We start from the raw sequence: 18,600 nt of genomic DNA, 5'->3' as shown, positions 1-18,600 counted from the left end.
TCGCACCGATGCCCTCTCACCGCCCAAGACCTCCCAGCGTAGCCCGCTGCTTCCTGTTCCGTGTCTTGTTGATATCTTCGATCGCTTCAACCGACTGGATGTATTCGGCAATATACTCCGGCGGCAGGCCGTGTTCCCTGCCACCTGCAAGGACAAAATCCTTGTACCAGCTATAGGGTTTGAGGCTATCGTCGATGTAGTCGGGAGTGGAGAGATAGGTAAGAACTTTTCGCCTGCGACCTTTGTCATTGATGACCGTGACCGTCGCGTGCTCGTAGCCGCTGCCGACGCCTTCGGCCTTATCTAGCTTAGCGCGCTCGGTAGGATCGAAGCTGAACAGGACTCCAATCACGCTATTCTCGTCGCCCGTGGCAAATGCGTTGCACTTCCCGGACTCGTCAACGCTACGCTTATGAAATCGAAGCGTATGACCCGGCAAGGTGGCAATGCCGATTGGATTGCAGCTCGGCATGCGATCGCGCAGCCGGGCGGTCGACATATTGGACCCGTAGGCAAAATACACAACGTGCTCCGGAGGACCGGTCTCCGTGTTCTTCAGCGGCTCGATCAAGGGACTTCCCGGCTTTAGGATCGTGCGTAGCGGTACTGTCATGATGCTGCACCCGTCGGTTTTTTCGCCTTCGCGTGTGATGATGGGCTGTCCGTCGCCGAGATCGAGAATTGGAACCGGCCTGCCGGCCCATCCGCAGTCGACGCACTGCGGTCGTTCCCAGAGTACACCGGGCGCCTCAGTATTCTCGCCATGTCCGGGTTCAAGATGCGGTGAGCCGCAGTTCGGGCATTCCCAAGGCACACCGCGCAACTCGCGAATGATCAACGATGTCGCCAAGCCGACGGCGTGTTGGATCAATGAGTGCGCCATCTCGGCATCAATCCAGGTGGCCGACTTTGAATGCGTCAGCCAGTTGGAAAACGTCCATGCGGACTCAAGCGCGCTCTTGACGGTCCCGCGACGCTCCTTGTTGGTGTCACCCGGCAGAAGATCGTTGCAAATGATCTCGGTCCACGCGCGGAAGTTCGCACGCTGTGGTGGCGTGTCTGTCCATATTGCAGCGTCCTGCGCGACGCCGATGAGCTCGAGCAGCGCCTCGCGGCAGCGAACACCGACGGCCTGATAGTCCGAGAGGCCATGCGCCTGTGTCACGGCGGTTCCTGCTTCTTCCATCTTTTCGAAGACCGGGCCGAACGGGAGGATGCGTAGATCATCTTCCTGTTGTTTTTCCGTACGCGGGATCCGGAGCATCAGGCCAATATGGAAGGTAAGGGCAAGATCCATATTTGGGAATTGCTCCTGAGAGTAGAGGTTTGTGCCGCCCGTGATGACCCACCAGCGATCCTTGTTGGTGTGGACGTCCCACACATCGTGGCGGGTGTTGAGGACGGCCTCCGAGTAGACCTTCTGCATAAAGGCCACTTCGAGGTCGGGCGCCTGCCATTCAAAGTATTCCCGTACTTCCTCGATCTCCTCTTCGGTAGCTTTCAACATGATTGGCTCCCTGCGGTGGACTCGTTGCACCCCGCTGCAAAGGGCTGTGAACCTCAACATAATCCGATGTCGCTGAGCTTTCAAAATCCGGCACGTAACGCGGGATGTCCGCAATGGGCCGAACCGGGTCATTCAGAGTGATCGGCTTTTGATCTCAGCGCAGCAATCTTCCACCTCAAACGAAAACACACCGCTCAGCCTGCCCGCAGCGCCCTTCGCGTCACCGAAGTCCGGCACTTGATATTCCGCAACCAATCGTAGCCGCGACAGCGGCAGATCGGCGCGGCGGGGGTCGCCGACCAGCACTTCGATGCCGGCTGCCAGGCAGCGGTCGAGGAACGGAATAACCCGTATCGCAACCTCGCGGCCGTAGAACACGTCGCCGGCAAGCACGAGGTCGACGGCCGGCGGCGGGCCTGTGGTGATGTCCTTGTCGACAATGGTGATCTCGACGCCGTTGGCCGCGGCATTGATGCCGATCGCGGCGACGCCGTTGCGATCGATCTCGGCCGCGATCACCGCGCTGGCGCCGGCCTTGGCGGCGGCGATGCCGACGAGGCCGGAGCCGGCGCCGAGATCGAGCACGCGTCGGCCGGCTACGCTTTGCGGATGGTCGAGTATATAGCGCGCAAGCACCGCCCCGCCGGCCCATGGATAGGCCCAGTAGGGCGGCGGTGGCTGAGGCGCGTCGTCGACTGGCTCAACCGCATCGTCGTCCGCGCCTTGGTGCGGGTCGACAAGCCGCCTCAGGCCGCTGCCGGGATGAGCCGTGTAGAGTTGGATTTCAGGAAGTGCTGGAACAGGCGCAAGGCGCATGTTCGCCTTGATGAACGTCGCCGCGTCGGGACGCGGATTGTCGTCTACACTTTCGCCGCGACTAGGCTCGTCGTTCAAATCTATTCCCGCAGCGCCCGGCGCAAAATCTTGCCCACCGGAGTCTTCGGCAGTTCGGTCCTGAACTCGATGTATTTCGGCCGCTTGTAGCCGGTCAGGTTCTCGCGGCAATAGGCGGTCAGCGCCTCGACGGTCAGCGCCGGGTCCTTCTTGACCACGAACAGCTTCGGCACCTCGCCCGAATGCTCGTCCGGCACGCCGATCGCCGCTACTTCGAGCACGCCCGGATGCTGGGCGACGACTTCCTCGAGTTCGTTGGGATAGACGTTGAAGCCGGAGACCAGGATCATGTCCTTCTTGCGGTCGACGATCTTGGTGTAGCCGCGCTCGTCCATGAAGCCCATGTCGCCGGATTTGAAAAACCCGTCCTTGGTCATCACCTTGGCGGTCTCGTCCGGCCGGTTCCAGTAACCGGCCATGACTTGCGGCCCGCGGATGCAGATCTCGCCGACTTCGCCCAGCGGCAGGTTGTTGCCGTCATCGTCGCGGATGACGATCTCGGTCGACGGCAGCGGCAGGCCGATCGTACCGGTGAAATTGCCGTCGCTGAACTTGTTGGCGGTGGCCACGGGCGAGGTCTCAGACAGCCCGTAGCCCTCGGTGATCGAATTGCCGGTCAGCGCCTTCCAGCGCTCGGCAACCCCCCTCTGCACCGCCATGCCGCCACCCAGCGTCATGATCAGCGGCTTGAAGTCGAGCTTGCGGAAATCCTCGTTGTTGAGCAGCGCGTTGAACAGCGTGTTGAGGCCGGGGAAAATGTGCATCGGGTATTTCTGCAGCTCCTTGACGAAGCCGGGAATGTCGCGCGGGTTGGGAACGAGCACGTTCTGGGCGCCCTGCTGCATGCCCATCAGCGCGTTCACCGTCAGCGCGAAGATATGGTAGAGCGGCAGTGCGCAGATGAAGTTGAGATGCGCCGGTTTCGGCTTGATCGCATAGGCGTCCTGCAGCCACAGCGTGTTCTGCGCGACATTGGACAGCACATTGGAGTGCAGCAGCACAGCACCTTTGGAAATCCCCGTGGTTCCGCCGGTATATTGCAGGAAGGCAACGTCGCCGGCCTCCATCTTGGCCGGTTTGAAGGCGATGCCGGCGCCGGCTTTCACCGCCGCATTGAATTTGACATGGCCGGGCAGCGACCAGGCCGGCACCATCTTCTTCACCCGGCGCACGACGAGGTTGACGATCGTGCCCTTGAGGGCGCCGAGCATGTCGCCCATCGCCGCGACCACCACATGCTTGACCGCCGTCCTGGCAATCACCGCGTCCAGGGTGCTGGCGAAATTCTCCAGAATGACGATCGCCTGCGCGCCGGAATCCTTGAGCTGATGTTCGAGCTCGCGCGGCGTGTAGAGCGGATTGATGTTCACCACGACATAGCCGGCGCGAAGCACGGCCATCATCGCCACCGGATATTGCAGCACATTCGGCATCATCAGCGCCACGCGTGCGCCTTTCTGCAGGCCCTTCGATTGCAGATAAGCGCCGAAGGCGGCCGATTGCCGCTCGAGTTCGGCATAGGAGATCGACTTGCCCATGCAGACGTATGCCGGCTGGCCGGAAAACTGCTTACAGGCGCCGACGAGGAAGTCGCCGATCGAACTGTAGGGCAGGGCGCCGATCTCCGCCGGCACTACTTTCGAATAGCTTTTTAGCCATGGCTTTTCCGGCAAGCCCGCGGCAAGCGCCGTCAGCGTATTAGGCAGTTTTTTGGCCGCGCCCGGCGATGGCTTCGAGGCGGGCTTCGCCGCGGCTGTCTTGGCGGCTGGCGGCTGGGCGGGCTTTGCAGCGGGTGCTGTCTTCGCCGCGCGCTTGACCGCAGGTTTCGCTGCCGGCTTGGCGCTTGCCTTCGCCGGCGTCGAGGTTGCCGTTGGCTTGACGGCGGGAGTGGCTTTGGCCGGTGGCGCTTTCGACTTGGCGGCAGCGGCGGCCGGTTTTGAAGCTTTCGCCGCTTTTGCTTTCGCCGGGGCCGTTGTCTTTGTTGCTTTCGCCACCTCTAGCCTCCCTCGGTCGTTCTGTTGCCTGCTCCTGCTGCGCCGCCTCGATGTGGTGAGGCGTCCTCCGCTGCAGCGATGTCGCGGATTCCCGGAAAATCCAGCGTGTCATCTATCTATTGCGACTATCGGCGGCCGTGCAAGTCTTGCCCCAGCGGCAGGACGGCAAAGATTTGCCGTCGAAATCCTTCCCGCGATGCCAGCTCAGGCAATGCCGTCCGGTCATCTCGGTGGCGAAACCCAGGCTTGTGGATTTTTGGCTTACGATTGCTGCGATCAATGAAAAAATGCGGTCGTTAACAATCCCGTGATTAGCAGATTTTGCTATTTGTTTCTGCAGTTCGTCAAAGACCGAGAAATATTTTCTGCTTACGGTGGGGTAGGCAAACAGGGTGTTCCAAAGCCGGAAAAACGGTGCTTATATGCGCGCTTCGCGAGCCTATAGAGGGGCTTGGAAGAACATCAGGGAGTGCTCAATGAAAAAGAAACTGACTTTTGCAGCCGCGTTGCTGGCTGCAAGCGTCCTCGGCGGTGTGGCCAATGCCAAGACGCTGGTCTATTGCTCGGAGGCCTCGCCGGCCAACTTCGACCCGGGTACCACGACGGGCGGCAACGACTTCGACGCCTCGTCGCGCACCGTCTATTCGCGCCTGGTCGAGTTCAAGCATGGCGGCACCGAAGTTGTGCCCGGTCTCGCCGACAAATGGGAGATTTCGGACGACGGCCTGGTCTATACTTTCCACCTGCATCCGGGCGTGAAGTTCCAGACGACGGATTTCTTCAAGCCGACGCGTGATTTCAATGCCGACGACGTCGTCTTTTCGTTCGATCGCCAGTTCAACAAGGAAAACCCCTGGAACGGCGAGAAGTACCTGCCGAACCTGACCTGGGACTACTACACCGGCATGGACATGCCGAAATACGTCGCCAAGTGGGAAAAGGTCGATGACCTGACCGTGAAGCTGACGCTGACCGAGCCGAACGCGCCGATGCTGGCCAATCTCGGCATGGACTTCGCCTCGATCGTGTCGAAGGAATATGCCGACCAGCTGGAAAAAGACGGCAAGATGGCCGACTTCTCGACCAAGCCGGTCGGTACAGGTCCGTTCCAGTTCGTCGACTACCAGCTGGATTCGGTCATCCGCTATGCGGCCAACCCGGACTACTTCAAGGGCAAGGAAAAGATCGACGATCTCGTCTTCGCGATCACGCCTGACGCCACCGCCCGCATCCAGAAGGTGCTCGCCGGCGAATGCGATATCGCGCCCTATCCGAATCCTGCCGACATCGGCACGATCAAGGCCAACGCCGACGTGACCCTGATGGATCAGGCTGGCCTCAACATCGGCTATATGAGCTATAACACCACCATCCCGCCGCTCGACAAGCCTGAAGTGCGCCATGCGCTCAACCAGGCGATCGATCGGGAATCGCTCATCAAGTCGCTGTTCCAGGACGCCGGCGCCACGCCGGCCGTAAACCTGATCCCGCCGACCATGTGGTCGTGGAACAAGGACGTGAAGTCCGACGCCTATGATCCGGAAGCCGCCAAGAAGGTGCTGGCCGATGCCGGATTGAAGGAGATCCAGCTTTGGGCCTCCGACCGCGTCCGTCCCTACAACCCGAACTTCCAGCGCGCCGCCGAACTGATCCAGGCTGACTGGGCCAAGGTCGGCGTCAAGGCGGAGATCGTCAGCTACGAGTGGACGAAGTACCGCGAAGAAGGCAAGAAGAAGGAGCGTCCGGGCGCCTTCCAGATCGGCTGGACCGGTGACAATGGCGATCCGGACAATTTCTTCGCCACGCTGTTCGCCTGCTCGGCCATCGGCGTGTCGAACTACTCCAGCTGGTGCGACAAGGACTTCGAGGATCTGATCCAGAAGGCCAAGAAGACCAGCGACCAGGCCGAACGCACCAAGCTCTATGAAGAGGCGCAGGTTGTCTTCCAGAAGCAGGCTCCGGCCTTCCTCATGGCACACAGCCAGGTCTACGCAGTCGTGCGCAAGAATGTCAGCGGCTTCATGATGGACCCGCTCGGCATTCATCGCTTCGACGGCGTCGACAAGGCCGAATAGAACTGTTAGGCGGGCGGCGCGCAATCAGGCGCCGCCCGCTTTTCAAGATGCTCCGATATCTCCTAAACAAAATCGTCTTGGTGCTGCCGACGCTGATCGGCATCACCATCTGCGCCTTCGCTTTCGTCAGGCTGCTGCCCGGCGATCCCATTCTTGCCATGGCCGGCGAGCATGGCGTGTCGCCCGAGCGTTACGCGGAACTGAAGGAACAGTTCGGCTACAATTTGCCGATCTGGCAGCAATACGCGCATTATGTCCGCGATGCCGCGACCGGCAATTTCGGCGTGTCGATTTCGTCCAAGCGGCCGGTCATCGAAGATTTCATGACGCTCTTCCCGGCAACCGTCGAGCTCTCAGTCTTCGCCATGATCTTCGCCATGGTGCTGGCCATCCCGGCCGGCATCATTGCTGCGGTCAAACGCGGCTCCTGGTTCGACCAGGGGCTGATGGGCACCGCCCTTGTCGGCTATTCCATGCCGATTTTCTGGTGGGGTCTGCTGCTGATCATCTTTTTCTCCGGCTATCTCGGCTGGACCCCGGTTTCAGGACGCATCGGCCTTCAGTTCTTTATCAAGCCGATCACCGGCTTCCTGACCCTCGACAGCCTGCTCTACGGCAAATGGGATGCTTTCCGCTCGGCATTGAGCCACCTGGTGCTGCCGACAATTGTGCTCGGCACCATCCCGCTGGCGGTGATCGCGCGCCAGACGCGCTCGGCCATGCTCGAAGTGCTGGGCGAAGACTATGTGCGGACCGCCCGCGCCAAGGGCCTGTCGTCGTCCCGCGTCATCGGCGTGCATGCGCTGCGCAATGCGCTGATCCCGGTGGTCACCACCATCGGCCTGCAGGTCAGTACCCTGCTCGCCGGCGCCATTCTCACAGAAACCATCTTCGCCTGGCCGGGCATCGGCAAGTGGATGGTCGAATCCATATCCAAGCGCGACTATGTCGTCGTGCAGTCAGGCTTGCTGCTGATCGCCCTTATCGTCATGGCCGTGAACCTGATCGTCGACGTGCTTTATGCCGTCATCAACCCGCGCATCAGGGCGGCGTGATGAGCCAGTCGACCGAAATCGCCCCGATGGCCGCCGGCAACCCTGACCGACTGACCGGCTTCAGGACTTTCTGGCACTATTTCTCGGTAAACCGCGGCGCCGTCATCGGCCTGTTCGTCTTCATCCTTTTGGTGCTGGCCGCGCTCTTTGCACCGCTGCTCGCGCCCTATGCGCCCGACATCCAGGACAAGACCGCTTTCTTGCGTCCGCCGGCCTGGCAGGCAGGCGGCAGCATGGAATATCTGCTTGGCACCGACGCGGTCGGCCGCGACATGCTCTCGCGCCTGCTCTATGGCGCGCGTTTCTCGCTGCTCATCGGCGCCGTCGTGGTCACGCTGGCGCTTGTCGGCGGCATCACGCTCGGCCTTTTGGCTGGCTATTTCCGGGGCTGGGTCGACGTGGCGATCATGCGGGTCATGGATCTGATCCTGTCCTTCCCGTCGCTGCTCTTGGCGCTGGTTCTGGTCACCATCCTCGGCCCCGGCCTGTTCAACGCCATGCTGGCCATCGCGCTTGTCCTGCAACCCCACTTTGCCCGTCTGGTGCGCGCTGCCGTCATGGCCGAAAAGAGCCGCGAATATGTGGTCGCCGCCAAGGTCGCCGGCGCCGGCCATATAAGGCTTATGCTGCGCACCATCCTGCCCAACTGCCTGGCGCCGCTGATCGTGCAGGGCACGCTGTCCTTCTCCAACGCCATCCTGGAGGCGGCCGCTCTCGGCTTTCTCGGCCTTGGCGCCCAGCCGCCGACACCGGAATGGGGAACCATGCTCGCCTCGGCGCGTGAATTCATCCTGCGCGCCTGGTGGGTGGTGACCTTCCCCGGTCTGGCCATCCTCATCACCGTGCTTGCCATCAACCTGATCGGCGACGGTCTGCGCGATGCGCTCGATCCGAAGCTGAGGAGGTCGTAATGGCGCTGCTCGACATCCGCAATCTCGTCGTCGAGTTCCAGACCGCATCCGGCCCGTTCCGCGCGGTCGATGGCGTCTCGCTCCATGTGAACGAACGTGAAGTGCTGGCCATCGTCGGCGAATCCGGCTCCGGCAAGTCGGTGTCGATGCTGGCTGTGATGGGGCTGTTGCCGTGGACGGCGACGGTCACTGCCGACCAGATGAGCTTCAACGGTCGCGATCTTCTGAAGATGAGCCCGGCCGACCGTCGCAAGATCGTCGGCAAGGACATGTCGATGATCTTCCAGGAGCCGATGGCCAGTCTCAATCCGTGCTTCACCGTCGGCTTCCAGATCGAGGAAGTGCTGCGCTTCCATATGGGCATGGACAAGGCCCAGCGTCGCGAGCGCGCCATCGAATTGCTGACGCAGGTCGGCATTGCCGAGCCGGCCGAACGGCTGAACTCGTTCCCGCACCAGATGTCGGGCGGCCAGTGCCAGCGGGTGATGATCGCCATCGCCATCGCCTGCAATCCCAAGCTTCTGATCGCCGACGAGCCGACCACCGCGCTCGACGTTACCATCCAGAAGCAGATCCTCGACCTGCTGGTCTCGCTGCAGGTCAAATACGGCATGGGCCTGATCATGATCACCCACAATATGGGCGTCGTCGCCGAGACCGCCGACCGCGTCATCGTCCAGTACAAGGGCCGCAAGATGGAAGAGGCCGACGTGCTGTCGCTGTTTGAATCGCCGAAGAGCAATTACACCCGCGCGCTTTTGTCGGCGCTGCCGGAAAATGCCGTCGGCGACCGGCTACCGACCGTCTCGGACATGCTGTTCGAACCGGCTGCCGGGGGCGTCTGATGAGCATCAAGGTCGTCGAAGGCAAGGACATCGTGCGCGACTATCACGTCGGCGGCGGCCTGTTTCGCGGCGCGCGCACCGTGCATGCGGTCAAGGGCGTCTCGTTCAGCGTCGACAAGGGCAAGACGCTGGCCATCGTCGGTGAATCGGGCTGCGGCAAGTCAACGCTGGCGCGCATCATCACGCTGATCGATCCGGCAACGTCGGGCGAACTGTTCATCGACGGCAACAAGGTCGACATCGCAAGGAACGGCCTGACCAGGGAGATGCGCCGCAAGGTGCAGATCGTCTTCCAGAACCCTTACGGATCGCTCAATCCGCGCCAAAAGATCGGAGATGTGCTGGGCGAGCCGCTGCTCATCAACACCGACAAGCCGGCCGAAGAGCGGCGCGACCTCGCCATGAGGATGCTGAAGAAAGTCGGCCTCGGAACCGAGCACTACAATCGCTATCCTCACATGTTCTCGGGCGGCCAGCGCCAGCGCATCGCCATTGCCCGCGCGCTGATGCTGAACCCGAGCCTGCTGGTGCTTGACGAACCGGTCTCCGCGCTCGATCTTTCGGTGCAGGCGCAGGTGCTCAACCTGCTCGCCGACCTGCAGGACGAATTCCAGCTGACCTATGTCTTCATCAGCCACGATCTGTCGGTCGTGCGCTACATCGCCGACGATGTGATGGTGATGTATTTCGGCGAAGCCGTCGAATACGGCTCGCGCGAGGAGGTCTTCGCCGACCCCAAGCACAACTACACCAGGACGCTGTTCGCCGCGACGCCGCGCGCCGACGTCGCCTCGATCAAGGCGCGGCTGGCGAAGAAGAAGGCCGCCTGACCTCTCACCGAGAATTGTTTTTGAACAATCGGAAATGCGTCGCGGCGGTGGTTTGCCGGCAGGATTGATCGCGATCTGCGAGCTGCCGGGCGTAAGCCGCGTCGCAGGTTGGGGTGCGCCCCATCACTCACCCGCTCCGTGCTGGTAAAGCTCGTCCATGCTGAGCATTGCCAGGGTTGCGAAGGGGGCCTGTTTTTTCACCCGACCGCGGCTCAAGATCACCACGTCGTCGCAGAACGATATGGTGCTGTAATGATGACTGATGACAATGGTGGTGCGGCGGCCGGCCCGCGACTTCAGCGTCTCGACAATAGCGGCTTCTGACAACCCATCCACCGCACTGGTGGCTTCGTCGAGGATGAGAATATCGGGATCGCGCACCAGCGCCCGCGCCAGGGCGATCCTTTGCCTTTGTCCGGCTGACAGGTTGATGCCCCGGTATCCGACCAGCGTCGCGTAACCCTGCGGCAGGTGCTCGATGAATTGATGTGCCTCGGCCAGCCTTGCGGCGCGCATGGCGTCGCTGGCCGAGGCCGTGTCGTAGCCGTAGATAATGTTTTCAAAAATGGTGCCATCGACCAGTTCCAGCTCCTGACTGGCCAGGGCAATGTTCCGCCGCCACTGGCTTGGGTCGACTTCATCGAGCGGTGCCCCATCGACGAGGATCCTGCCGCTGTCGGGTTTGACGAAGCGGCACAGGAGATTGACGATCGTCGTCTTGCCGGCGCCCGAGCGGCCGATCAGCGCCGTCGAGCGGCCGCTGCGGATATCGAACACCGCCTTATGCAGCACCGCCTCGCGCGCGTCGGGGCCTGACAGGGGACCGGAATAGGCGAAGCTCACATCATCGAAGCTGATCCCTTGGCGCAAGCCGTCGAACGGCAGGCTGCCCTGCGGCGCCTCGGGCTTGTCGGAAGGATCGAGCAGCCATTGTACCTCCTCCAGCGAGCCGCTCATGCCTTGCAACTGACTCCAGGACATCTGCAAGGCGCGCATATGCGGCTGCAGTCGGTAGAGCAGGATGAGGAAGGCGACGGTCAGCGGGAAGCTTACATTCGCCAGCCAGGCTCCGATCACCACCGCCAGGAACAGCATCGCGTGCAACACCTCGGTCAGTGGCGGCAAGACGCCCTGGCGGATTGAAAGCACGAAAGCCGCCCGCCGCACCCCGTCGGACGCTTTGGCGAAGACCGCCTTTTCGCGGTTCTCCTGCCCGAAGATGCGAATTAGGCGCCCGGCATGCACCAGATGCAGCATCTGCGACGCCAGTGCGCTGTTGCGCGAGACGACGCTGCGGCTCGGCGCCTTCAGATTGGACGACAAAACCCCGTGCGCCAGCTGGACGAGCGCCAGCCCTAGCGTCACCAGCAGCGTCATCTGCCAAGAGAGGAGCAGGAGGAAGGCGAGCAGGATGACGGCGGCCGAGGCACTGACGATCGCGCCGAGCAGGGCCTGGATAGCGTCGGATGCTCGCCACGATTCGTTGGAGATGATGTTGAGCAGCCGCCCGGGGCTTTGCTGCAGGAAAAAGGGGTAGCCGACCCTGAGCAACTGCTCCGACAGTGCGCTACGGATCGAATAACCTGCCTTGCCGTAGATGTAGCTGGTCAGCAGCGTGTTGGCGAAGGCAAAGACATTTTTCAGTACGATCGAACCGAGGATCGCGGCCGAAATGGCGATCAGCCGCTGGCGCTCGCCGAGGTCCGCTCCAACCTGCTGGAGGAGGGCGGAGAAACCGGCCATGCCTGATGTTTCGCCACGTCCCATAATGATGCCAAGCAGCGGAATGATGAGACCGATGCCGAGGCCTTCCAGCGCGGCGCCCGCAAGCCCGAGCCCCACCACGACGGGAACGAGCCGCAACAGCCTGCCACCAAGCGCGCGGCGCAGCATTGGCAGGGCTGACGGAATCAGTGACATTATCGCGCTCTGGCCTCCGCATTGGCTTCGCTGGCTTCTCGGTCGTGGCGCAGCGGCAGCCGTTTTGGCCATCCCATCATGACGAGCAGCGCAAATCTGGCGGCACCTGCCAGATTCATAACGACAATAGGCCAGTGCGACAGATCGAGGTCGCGGTCAAAGCGAGGACGGCCCGCCAGTTCCCTGAACGCGGCCCGCGCGGACCAATAGACATGGCGAAGCAGCCAAGGGGCGTGGCGGACATGTTTCAGGCACAGCGCACCATTACCGAGGCTATAGTCGCGGTGCAGCCTGTCGATCGATTTGCGGTCTCGCCGGCCGTGATGATGCAAGACCGTCATGTCGGGCACATACTCGACCGGCATGCCGAGCAGCATCGCCCGCACGAGATAATCAGTATCTTCAGCCGAGCGTAGCGGGCCGCCAGCGCCGAAGCGTTCGTCGAACGACCCGATGCGGGCCGCGACGTCGCGGTGCATGGTCATGTTGCAGCCGAGCACGAAGCCGCCGGGGTGGACCGCCGGGGTCAGCCGCTCGCTTGCCTCGCAGAGCTTTATGGTGAAGGGCAGGTCCCGGGCATCACCGAGCTCGACCCGGCCGCCGCGGATCAGCCACTTCTCGCCACTCCGGTAGTGCCGCTCCAGGTCGCGGAGATAGTCGCGGTCGAGCTTGCAGTCGTCGTCGACGAAGACCAGCACGCGGCCTCGCGCTCGCGCCAATCCGGCATTGCGGGCAGCGGCTAGTCCGGGGCGAGTCTCCGAGACGGCTGTGACTGGGATGTCGGAAGTTTCGGCGATAGCGGCCAGCCGCTTTGACGTGCCGTCCCGTGAACCATTATCGACCACCACCAACTCTGCCGCGAAGGTGGCGTGCACCCGGCATGCCGCCTGGATCGAGGCTATGCAAGCCTCCAGCACAGCGGCGCGGTCGCGCGTGCAGACGATGAAACTGACCTCGAGCGACGGCCGCTCCGATCGGGGAGATGTCGGGACAGGCGCACTCGCAAACTGGTGATCGCGCAGGAGCGGGTGGGGCCTGTCGGTCATACCAGTCCCCGCTGATAACGCGCAAGCACCGCTTCGGCCGGCGTGGTTTTGAAGAAGTAGGCCACCGCGTCCGCCCGCTTTCCGGCCCTTATCGAGAGCAGGCTGAGCCAAGGCGCCCAGACGCCGGGACGCAGCGCATATTGTTCGCGGCGCCGGATGAAATTCCATCTCGCCGTCCGCGTGAGCAATTCGTGGGTCAGCGGCGGTTCTCCTTCGTCGCCGACGAGTTGGTAGAGGAAATAGAACAGGTTCAGCGCGCCTGCCTCGAAGCTTGGCCGTGTGTCGGTCGGCAGCTCGGAAATCCGCTCTTCGAGCGCACGGATGAAATCGGCTGCGCGCGAAACCGTGTCGAAAGAGACGGCCTCGCCGATGTCGCGCAGATCCGCTGTGGTTTCCGCAAGCCCCTCACGCTCGAGATTTTCGGCCACGATCCGCAAATGCGTCCTGCGCATTTCCTTGGCATGCCGCATGGTCACGCTTCCCGCATGGATGCGATAGACGAGCAGGCTATCGGGCAATATGGTCGCCGGGAAACGGCCGGCAAGCCGTCTGAAGAGATCGAAATCCTCGGCATGCCTATACTTTGGATCGTAATAGAGATCGTTGTTCCCAATAACCTTCCTGTTATAGATCACCGTCGGATGTAAGAATATCGTAAAGAACATCGACAATATGTCGAGCCGGCCGAGCCGGAACACCGGGTCTAGCCTGCCTTTGGCGATACGGCCGTGAAGCAAGGTATCGACGCAGGCGCCGCAGAAGCCGAGATCGGGCCGCCGCTCGAACAGTGCGACCTGGCGCGAGAGGCGCCGGGGATAGGCGACATCGTCCGCATCCATTCGCGCAACAAGCTCGCCCTGGGCCAGTCGTAGCCCTTCATTGAGGGTGGCGACGAGGCCGCGGTTCTCACGCGAGATGACAGAAACGCGATTGTCTGCCCGGCGGTATCGTTCGAGAATCTCGAGCGAGTTGTCAGTCGATCCGTCATCGATAGCGATGACCTCCAGGCGATCGTAGTCTTGCCGCAGAATGCTCTCCAGCGCAGCGGTGAGATAAGGCCCGGCATTGTAGACCGGCAGCAGGACGGAGACGAGCGGCGCGGTGGTCATCTCTGTGCATCCGTTCGCCGGAGTTCGAGTGCGGCGCGGCCATCGGGGGATCCGCCGGGATAGGCGTCCGCCGCCCTGCCGAGCCAGCCGGCATCGCCAGAGCGTGCCTGGGAGCGGCGGCGCGCTACATAGGGGAAGCGGCGCTTGAGGCCGTTGAGCGGCTTTTCGAAAGCCGTCCACGAGATCGAAGCGACGGCGATCGTGGCGGCGCTCGCGACCAGGAAACGCCCTGGCCCCTGCTCCGAGACATTGAGCGGGATCCAGGGCTGTGACTTGACGGCGAGCGACAGAAGGATCGGATGGTAAAGATAGACGCCGTAGCTGATGCGGCCCAGTGACAGCAGCGGTGGCAGTTCGAAAACCCTGCCGAGGACGCCGCCAAGGCCGGCTGAACAGACGGCCACAACGGCCACCAGCGGCACTAGGGGCAGGATCTGCAGCAACGCCCAGCGGGCCCATTCCAGCATAGGATCGGCCGGCGCAGGGATAAGCCACTCAATCGCCAGGAAGACAGCCGCAAGGGCTGGCCAGCCTAGCCGCATCCATTGCGGCAGGCCGGCGCCTCTGGTCCGCCGGCAGGCAAGCAAAGCACCAAACGCCAGCGCGTCCATCGATGCTGGCGGCAGCAGGTCGCGCGCTAGCGCCGGGGTGGCGGTGATCGGCCAGTAGAAGCGATAGGCCAGCGACAACAGGATGACGCCGATAGTGATCGCTTCCACCCGCCGGCGGGGTGCGAGAAGCACGACCAGCGGCCAGGCGATATAGAACTGCTCCTCGATGCTCAGGCTCCAGAAATGGCAGAGTAGCCAGGGCGTCCATTCGTTGCGCAGCGCGTACCAAAAATTCGACAGGTAAAGCGCATGCCAGACGAGCGAGCCACTGGACTGCTCCAGATCGGTCAGCCAGACGAACCCAAGCACGGCGAAATAGGGCGGGAATATGCGCAGCGCGCGCCTGATGTAGAAGGAACTCAATGCAGGGCCGGCTTTGAATTCGGCCGCGGCGCGCGCTTCGAGCAGCAGTCGTGTGATCAGGAAGCCGCTCAGCACAAAAAAAAGCCGCACCCCGATGTGGCCCCAAAAGGAGGAGCCGTTGGGTGCAAGGAAATGGGAATAGAGAACCATCGTGACAGCGATGGCGCGCAGAGCGTCCAACTGATTGTCACGCGCGACCGCCATCAGCCATTTCCGCCGGTCTGAAATCTCCGATGAAGCCAGCGGCCCTGCATTCCGGGCCTCAGGTCGAGGCCTGCCAGCGTCGAGAGTGCGCCGAAAACAACAAACCCGCGCCTTTTGCGCGGGGCAGCCTCGAAATCGGTGCTGGCCAGCGAAAAATTCAAGCTGATCAACTTGGCGGAATCCTCCACGGCGCACTTCCAGTACCAAATCCCCCAAGAAATGGTGCAACCGGGTAATGGTGCAGTGCAACACAAAATATCTATCGAGCTGTAATATTTGTGTGAGTTAGTGCTAAAAATGGGTATGATTTGCGAGTGCGTTGCGTCGCTGAGGGTTTTTCACGTCCGCAATGCTGTACGAGAAGTGGTACCATGTCAGAAAAGACACGGTTTAATTACACAACTATAATCCGGAGTGTCTGATATAGGTCAAAATTGACGAAGATTATTCTAAGGTAGTGGTTTTGTATCTTATAAATTATGCTTGTAGTGTCGGGTTCTCTAGGTTGTCGATCTTGCGCGATGCAGCATAGTCGATGGTCAAGCGTCTGACGACGCAATCCTGTGGCGGCGGCCATATGGCGCATGTCGACGAGGCAGACAGGAAGTGCCGGTGTTGGCGTAGGGAGTGACGTGCATTAGCCTTGCACCTGCCGTCACGCTTGCGTCGGATGGAGAACTGGTGCCGCTTAGGTGACTCGAACACCTGACCCCATCATTACGAATGATGTGCTCTACCAACTGAGCTAAAGCGGCCCGGGAAGCGCGAGGTTCCAGGATCGGCTGGGTGATAGACTCAACCGGCCGCTAATTCAAGATGGGCAACCGCGATTTCGAGCCGGCATCCGGCAATTCGTCCCGGCATTTTCCATTGGCGCGCAATGAGCCACCGCCTCATTTGCTTTTTCGGCTACGCGGAGACGTCGCGGTGGACTGCGCACAAACTGCCCGGCAAGGCGGCAAAACCGACTGATTTTATTGCCAAAACGCATCGAAATGGGCCTTGAACAGGCCTGTAAGGCAGAATGCGGGCGCTCGCCCGTTGATTGATTGGTCTCCTGCGGCTAACGATCATGGCAATGTAAGCGAACGGACAGGGGAAATTCGCTTGGACGCGATCGAAAAAGCGATCCGCAACGCCTTCGAGAAAGGCAACGCCGAGGACCGGGCATTTCGCGAGAGGGTCTATCGGTCGGCTTTCGCGGCGCTCGACCGCGTGCTCCAGGCCAATCCCGGCGTGACGGTGGAAGCCGCCATCAAGCGCCGCAAGGCGGTCCAGGAAAAGATCGCCGAGATCGAATCCGAATTCCTGCCCGCGGTCCCCGATGTCGCCGCGCCCACGCAGAGCGCCGCGCCGACGCAGAGCGCTGCGCAGACACAAGATACCGCGCTGCCGCAACGCGTTGCGCAGCCGCAAGACGCCGTACAGGGCGCCGCCGAAGCGCCCGCGGTCGATGCCCCGACAGGTGTCGCGGCCGGACCGTCGCCGGCGATCGTCGTTGATGAACCGGTTCAGCCCGAGGCATCCGACGCGCCGCGTTCGCGCGTGCTGCCGGTCGTCCCCGACATCATGCCTGACGCCACGCTGCCCGGCGCCCCGGCGATCGATATGGCCGATTCCGCGCCGGCCGAGGCCGCGGCGGAAGTGGCGCCTGATCGCGATGAAAGGCGGATAAGGGGCCGCCGCCTGCCGCTGACGGCGATCTTCTTTGGCGTGACGTTGCTCGCCGCCGCCGGCATCGGCCTCTATTTCGCCGTGCAGACCGGGGTGTTCAAGACGCCGGCGCAGCTCGACACGGCGCCGCCCGAAGCGCCGCCGACCGTCGACGATGACGACTTCACGCCGCCTGCCGGTACAACTGAGCCGCAGCAGCCTGGCGCGCCGCAGCAGCCTGGTGTCGCCGAACAGACGCGCGACTGGATCAACGTGTTTACACCCACCGATCCAACGCATGTGGCGACCCCGTCCGACGCCAAGGCCGATGTCGTGCAGGACGACACCGGCTCCTTCCTGCGCATCCGCTCCGGTGCTTCCGGCTCGGCCATCAGCTTCGATGTCGGGCAGGGCGTGCTGGAGAAGCTTGCCGGCAAACATGCCGTGTTCGACATCGTCGCCCGCGCCGAGGACGGCAAGGACACGCAGATCTCCGTCGACTGCAATTTCGGCGATCTCGGCGATTGCGGCCGCAAGCGCTATGCGGTCGGCCAGCAGCGTAACGAATATCTGTTCGACGTGAAATTCCCCGACAAGCCCCCGGGCGCCGCCGGGAGCATCGCCATCAACTCCGACTTCGACAAGCAGGGCAAGGCGGTCGACATCTACGAGATCCGCGTCTCGATCGAACCGTAGGTCCCGGTGCCCGGTGGTCACAGCCTGGATTTGCGGGCGCGGCTCCTGCCAGCTAAATCATCGCTTTGGGGCTGTGCAGGACGCCCCAGGCCGGGGCGGAGTCCAGCGCGCCGAAGTCGCCTGCCGCAATCTCCCGGCAGATGGTCAGCAGCGCTCCGCCGGCAGCGCGGGCGAGCGATCCACCGACGCTGATCCGCCGCACACCGGCTTGCGCAATCTGGTCGAGGGTCAACCCGGAGACACCCTGGCCGATCACATGATTGACGGGAGTTTTGACTGAGCGGCAAAGCTTTTCGAGGGACGCCAGGTCCGGCACACCCGGCGCATAGAGAACCTCAACGCCGACAGCCTCGAATGTCCTGAGGCGGCGAATGGCCTCTTCGAGATCATAAGCGCCTTTGCCGAGGCCGTCGGCGCGGGCAGTCAGCACGATGTTGTATTTTCGCGCGGCCTCTGCGGCGGCGGCTATCCGCGCCACCGCGTCGTCAAAATCGCGTATCGGCAGATCGGAATTCGGCTGCCGATCCTCGATGGACAGCCCCGCCAGTCCAGCCTCGGCCGCCAGCCGAACGGTCTCGGGAACACCCTCGGGCGTGTCTTCGTACCCGTCCTCGAGATCGGCGGTAACGGGAACATCGGTCGAGGCGGCGATATCGGCGGCATAGGCCAGGCTCTCGGCGCGGCTGACGTCCAGCGCTCCGTCTTTCCTGCCTTTCGAGAATGCGTAGCCCGACGATGTCGTCGCCAGCGCCTTGAAGCCGAGACCCGTCATCATCCGCGCGCCGGCTATGTCCCACGGATTGGGGATCACGAAGCAGCCGGATTTGTGAAGAGCACGAAATCGTTCAACCTTGTCGGATCGGGAAATCATCTACGCTCCTGCCTGG

The 18,600-nt window shown here is 62.2% G+C and carries 15 protein-coding genes and 1 tRNA gene; 6 read left to right on the top strand and 10 right to left on the bottom strand.

What is annotated here, in order from left to right; translation table 11 throughout:
- Positions 1 to 16: 16 nt before the first annotated feature.
- The 3 genes from NKJ80_RS01110 to NKJ80_RS01100 all read right to left on the bottom strand — a co-directional run bounded on the left by NKJ80_RS01110 (position 17) and on the right by NKJ80_RS01100 (position 4,395).
- On the bottom strand, positions 17 to 1,507 hold the full coding sequence (locus NKJ80_RS01110; RefSeq protein ID WP_031239443.1) for a gamma-glutamylcyclotransferase family protein: 1,491 nt from the start codon (positions 1,505 to 1,507) through the stop codon (positions 17 to 19).
- Positions 1,508 to 1,639: 132 nt separating this feature from the next.
- Complete coding sequence (locus NKJ80_RS01105; RefSeq protein WP_502902178.1) at positions 1,640 to 2,323, bottom strand: class I SAM-dependent methyltransferase; 684 nt, start codon at positions 2,321 to 2,323, stop codon at positions 1,640 to 1,642.
- Positions 2,324 to 2,403: 80 nt separating this feature from the next.
- Positions 2,404 to 4,395, bottom strand: a complete 1,992-nt coding sequence (locus NKJ80_RS01100) for a long-chain fatty acid--CoA ligase (protein WP_352496881.1) — start codon at positions 4,393 to 4,395, stop codon at positions 2,404 to 2,406.
- Between the two features lie 476 nt (positions 4,396 to 4,871).
- Here NKJ80_RS01100 and NKJ80_RS01095 point away from each other — a divergent pair, with 476 nt between their 5' ends.
- Genes NKJ80_RS01095 through NKJ80_RS01075 form a run of 5 tightly spaced genes read left to right on the top strand, consistent with a single transcriptional unit; the run spans position 4,872 to position 10,111 of the window.
- On the top strand, positions 4,872 to 6,470 hold the full coding sequence (locus tag NKJ80_RS01095; RefSeq protein ID WP_023669491.1) for an ABC transporter substrate-binding protein: 1,599 nt from the start codon (positions 4,872 to 4,874) through the stop codon (positions 6,468 to 6,470).
- A 47-nt stretch (positions 6,471 to 6,517) separates the two neighbouring features.
- The gene (locus tag NKJ80_RS01090; protein ID WP_023692619.1) at positions 6,518 to 7,525 is read left to right on the top strand and encodes an ABC transporter permease subunit; all 1,008 of its coding nucleotides are present in this window, start codon (positions 6,518 to 6,520) and stop codon (positions 7,523 to 7,525) included.
- 26 nt (positions 7,526 to 7,551) lie between these two features.
- The gene (locus tag NKJ80_RS01085; RefSeq protein WP_050485757.1) at positions 7,552 to 8,436 is read left to right on the top strand and encodes an ABC transporter permease subunit; all 885 of its coding nucleotides are present in this window, start codon (positions 7,552 to 7,554) and stop codon (positions 8,434 to 8,436) included.
- The gene (locus NKJ80_RS01080; RefSeq protein WP_023692618.1) at positions 8,436 to 9,281 is read left to right on the top strand and encodes an ABC transporter ATP-binding protein; all 846 of its coding nucleotides are present in this window, start codon (positions 8,436 to 8,438) and stop codon (positions 9,279 to 9,281) included. The genes NKJ80_RS01085 and NKJ80_RS01080 overlap by 1 nt, the downstream gene beginning before the upstream one ends.
- Entirely contained in the window at positions 9,281 to 10,111 is an 831-nt protein-coding gene (locus tag NKJ80_RS01075; protein WP_023682050.1) for a dipeptide ABC transporter ATP-binding protein, read from the top strand. Before NKJ80_RS01080 ends, NKJ80_RS01075 begins: the two co-directional genes overlap by 1 nt.
- A gap of 123 nt (positions 10,112 to 10,234) precedes the next feature.
- On the opposite strand, the gene NKJ80_RS01070 is transcribed toward NKJ80_RS01075, so the two are convergent.
- The 6 genes from NKJ80_RS01070 to NKJ80_RS01045 all read right to left on the bottom strand — a co-directional run bounded on the left by NKJ80_RS01070 (position 10,235) and on the right by NKJ80_RS01045 (position 16,119).
- Positions 10,235 to 12,031, bottom strand: coding sequence for an ABC transporter ATP-binding protein (locus tag NKJ80_RS01070; RefSeq protein WP_027049321.1), 1,797 nt, complete (start codon positions 12,029 to 12,031; stop codon positions 10,235 to 10,237).
- Positions 12,031 to 13,077 (bottom strand): glycosyltransferase family 2 protein, encoded by a 1,047-nt coding sequence (locus tag NKJ80_RS01065; RefSeq protein ID WP_023682048.1) that lies wholly within the window; start codon positions 13,075 to 13,077, stop codon positions 12,031 to 12,033. The genes NKJ80_RS01070 and NKJ80_RS01065 overlap by 1 nt, the downstream gene beginning before the upstream one ends.
- On the bottom strand, positions 13,074 to 14,186 hold the full coding sequence (locus tag NKJ80_RS01060) for a glycosyltransferase family 2 protein (protein ID WP_023682047.1): 1,113 nt from the start codon (positions 14,184 to 14,186) through the stop codon (positions 13,074 to 13,076). Before NKJ80_RS01060 ends, NKJ80_RS01065 begins: the two co-directional genes overlap by 4 nt.
- On the bottom strand, positions 14,183 to 15,364 hold the full coding sequence (locus NKJ80_RS01055; protein ID WP_023736161.1) for an acyltransferase family protein: 1,182 nt from the start codon (positions 15,362 to 15,364) through the stop codon (positions 14,183 to 14,185). Before NKJ80_RS01055 ends, NKJ80_RS01060 begins: the two co-directional genes overlap by 4 nt.
- Entirely contained in the window at positions 15,364 to 15,552 is a 189-nt protein-coding gene (locus NKJ80_RS01050) for a hypothetical protein (protein ID WP_023736160.1), read from the bottom strand. Before NKJ80_RS01050 ends, NKJ80_RS01055 begins: the two co-directional genes overlap by 1 nt.
- A gap of 491 nt (positions 15,553 to 16,043) precedes the next feature.
- Positions 16,044 to 16,119: transfer RNA gene (locus NKJ80_RS01045), tRNA-Thr, on the bottom strand.
- A gap of 352 nt (positions 16,120 to 16,471) precedes the next feature.
- Here NKJ80_RS01045 and NKJ80_RS01040 point away from each other — a divergent pair.
- Positions 16,472 to 17,713, top strand: a complete 1,242-nt coding sequence (locus tag NKJ80_RS01040; protein WP_023736159.1) for a hypothetical protein — start codon at positions 16,472 to 16,474, stop codon at positions 17,711 to 17,713.
- 52 nt (positions 17,714 to 17,765) lie between these two features.
- Here NKJ80_RS01040 and NKJ80_RS01035 read toward each other — a convergent pair whose 3' ends face one another.
- The gene (locus NKJ80_RS01035) at positions 17,766 to 18,584 is read right to left on the bottom strand and encodes an isocitrate lyase/PEP mutase family protein (RefSeq protein ID WP_023740782.1); all 819 of its coding nucleotides are present in this window, start codon (positions 18,582 to 18,584) and stop codon (positions 17,766 to 17,768) included.
- Between the last annotated feature and the right edge of the window lie 16 nt (positions 18,585 to 18,600).

This window comes from Mesorhizobium sp. M0030 (assembly GCF_040323695.1).
GTDB lineage: Bacteria > Pseudomonadota > Alphaproteobacteria > Rhizobiales > Rhizobiaceae > Mesorhizobium.
Note: the sequence above shows the minus strand (reverse complement) of the source record. Positions and strands in the feature narration are given on the sequence as shown.

Coding starts and splice junctions, on each gene's coding strand:
- NKJ80_RS01110 (WP_031239443.1), bottom strand. CDS start 1,507: ATGTTGAAAGCTACCGAAGAGGAGATCGAGGAAGTACGGGAATACTTT.
- NKJ80_RS01095 (WP_023669491.1), top strand. CDS start 4,872: ATGAAAAAGAAACTGACTTTTGCAGCCGCGTTGCTGGCTGCAAGCGTC.
- NKJ80_RS01080 (WP_023692618.1), top strand. CDS start 8,436: ATGGCGCTGCTCGACATCCGCAATCTCGTCGTCGAGTTCCAGACCGCA.
- NKJ80_RS01105 (WP_502902178.1), bottom strand. CDS start 2,323: ATGCGCCTTGCGCCTGTTCCAGCACTTCCTGAAATCCAACTCTACACG.
- NKJ80_RS01035 (WP_023740782.1), bottom strand. CDS start 18,584: ATGATTTCCCGATCCGACAAGGTTGAACGATTTCGTGCTCTTCACAAA.
- NKJ80_RS01065 (WP_023682048.1), bottom strand. CDS start 13,077: ATGACCGACAGGCCCCACCCGCTCCTGCGCGATCACCAGTTTGCGAGT.
- NKJ80_RS01085 (WP_050485757.1), top strand. CDS start 7,552: ATGGCCGCCGGCAACCCTGACCGACTGACCGGCTTCAGGACTTTCTGG.
- NKJ80_RS01075 (WP_023682050.1), top strand. CDS start 9,281: ATGAGCATCAAGGTCGTCGAAGGCAAGGACATCGTGCGCGACTATCAC.
- NKJ80_RS01070 (WP_027049321.1), bottom strand. CDS start 12,031: ATGTCACTGATTCCGTCAGCCCTGCCAATGCTGCGCCGCGCGCTTGGT.
- NKJ80_RS01060 (WP_023682047.1), bottom strand. CDS start 14,186: ATGACCACCGCGCCGCTCGTCTCCGTCCTGCTGCCGGTCTACAATGCC.
- NKJ80_RS01090 (WP_023692619.1), top strand. CDS start 6,518: ATGCTCCGATATCTCCTAAACAAAATCGTCTTGGTGCTGCCGACGCTG.
- NKJ80_RS01055 (WP_023736161.1), bottom strand. CDS start 15,364: ATGGCGGTCGCGCGTGACAATCAGTTGGACGCTCTGCGCGCCATCGCT.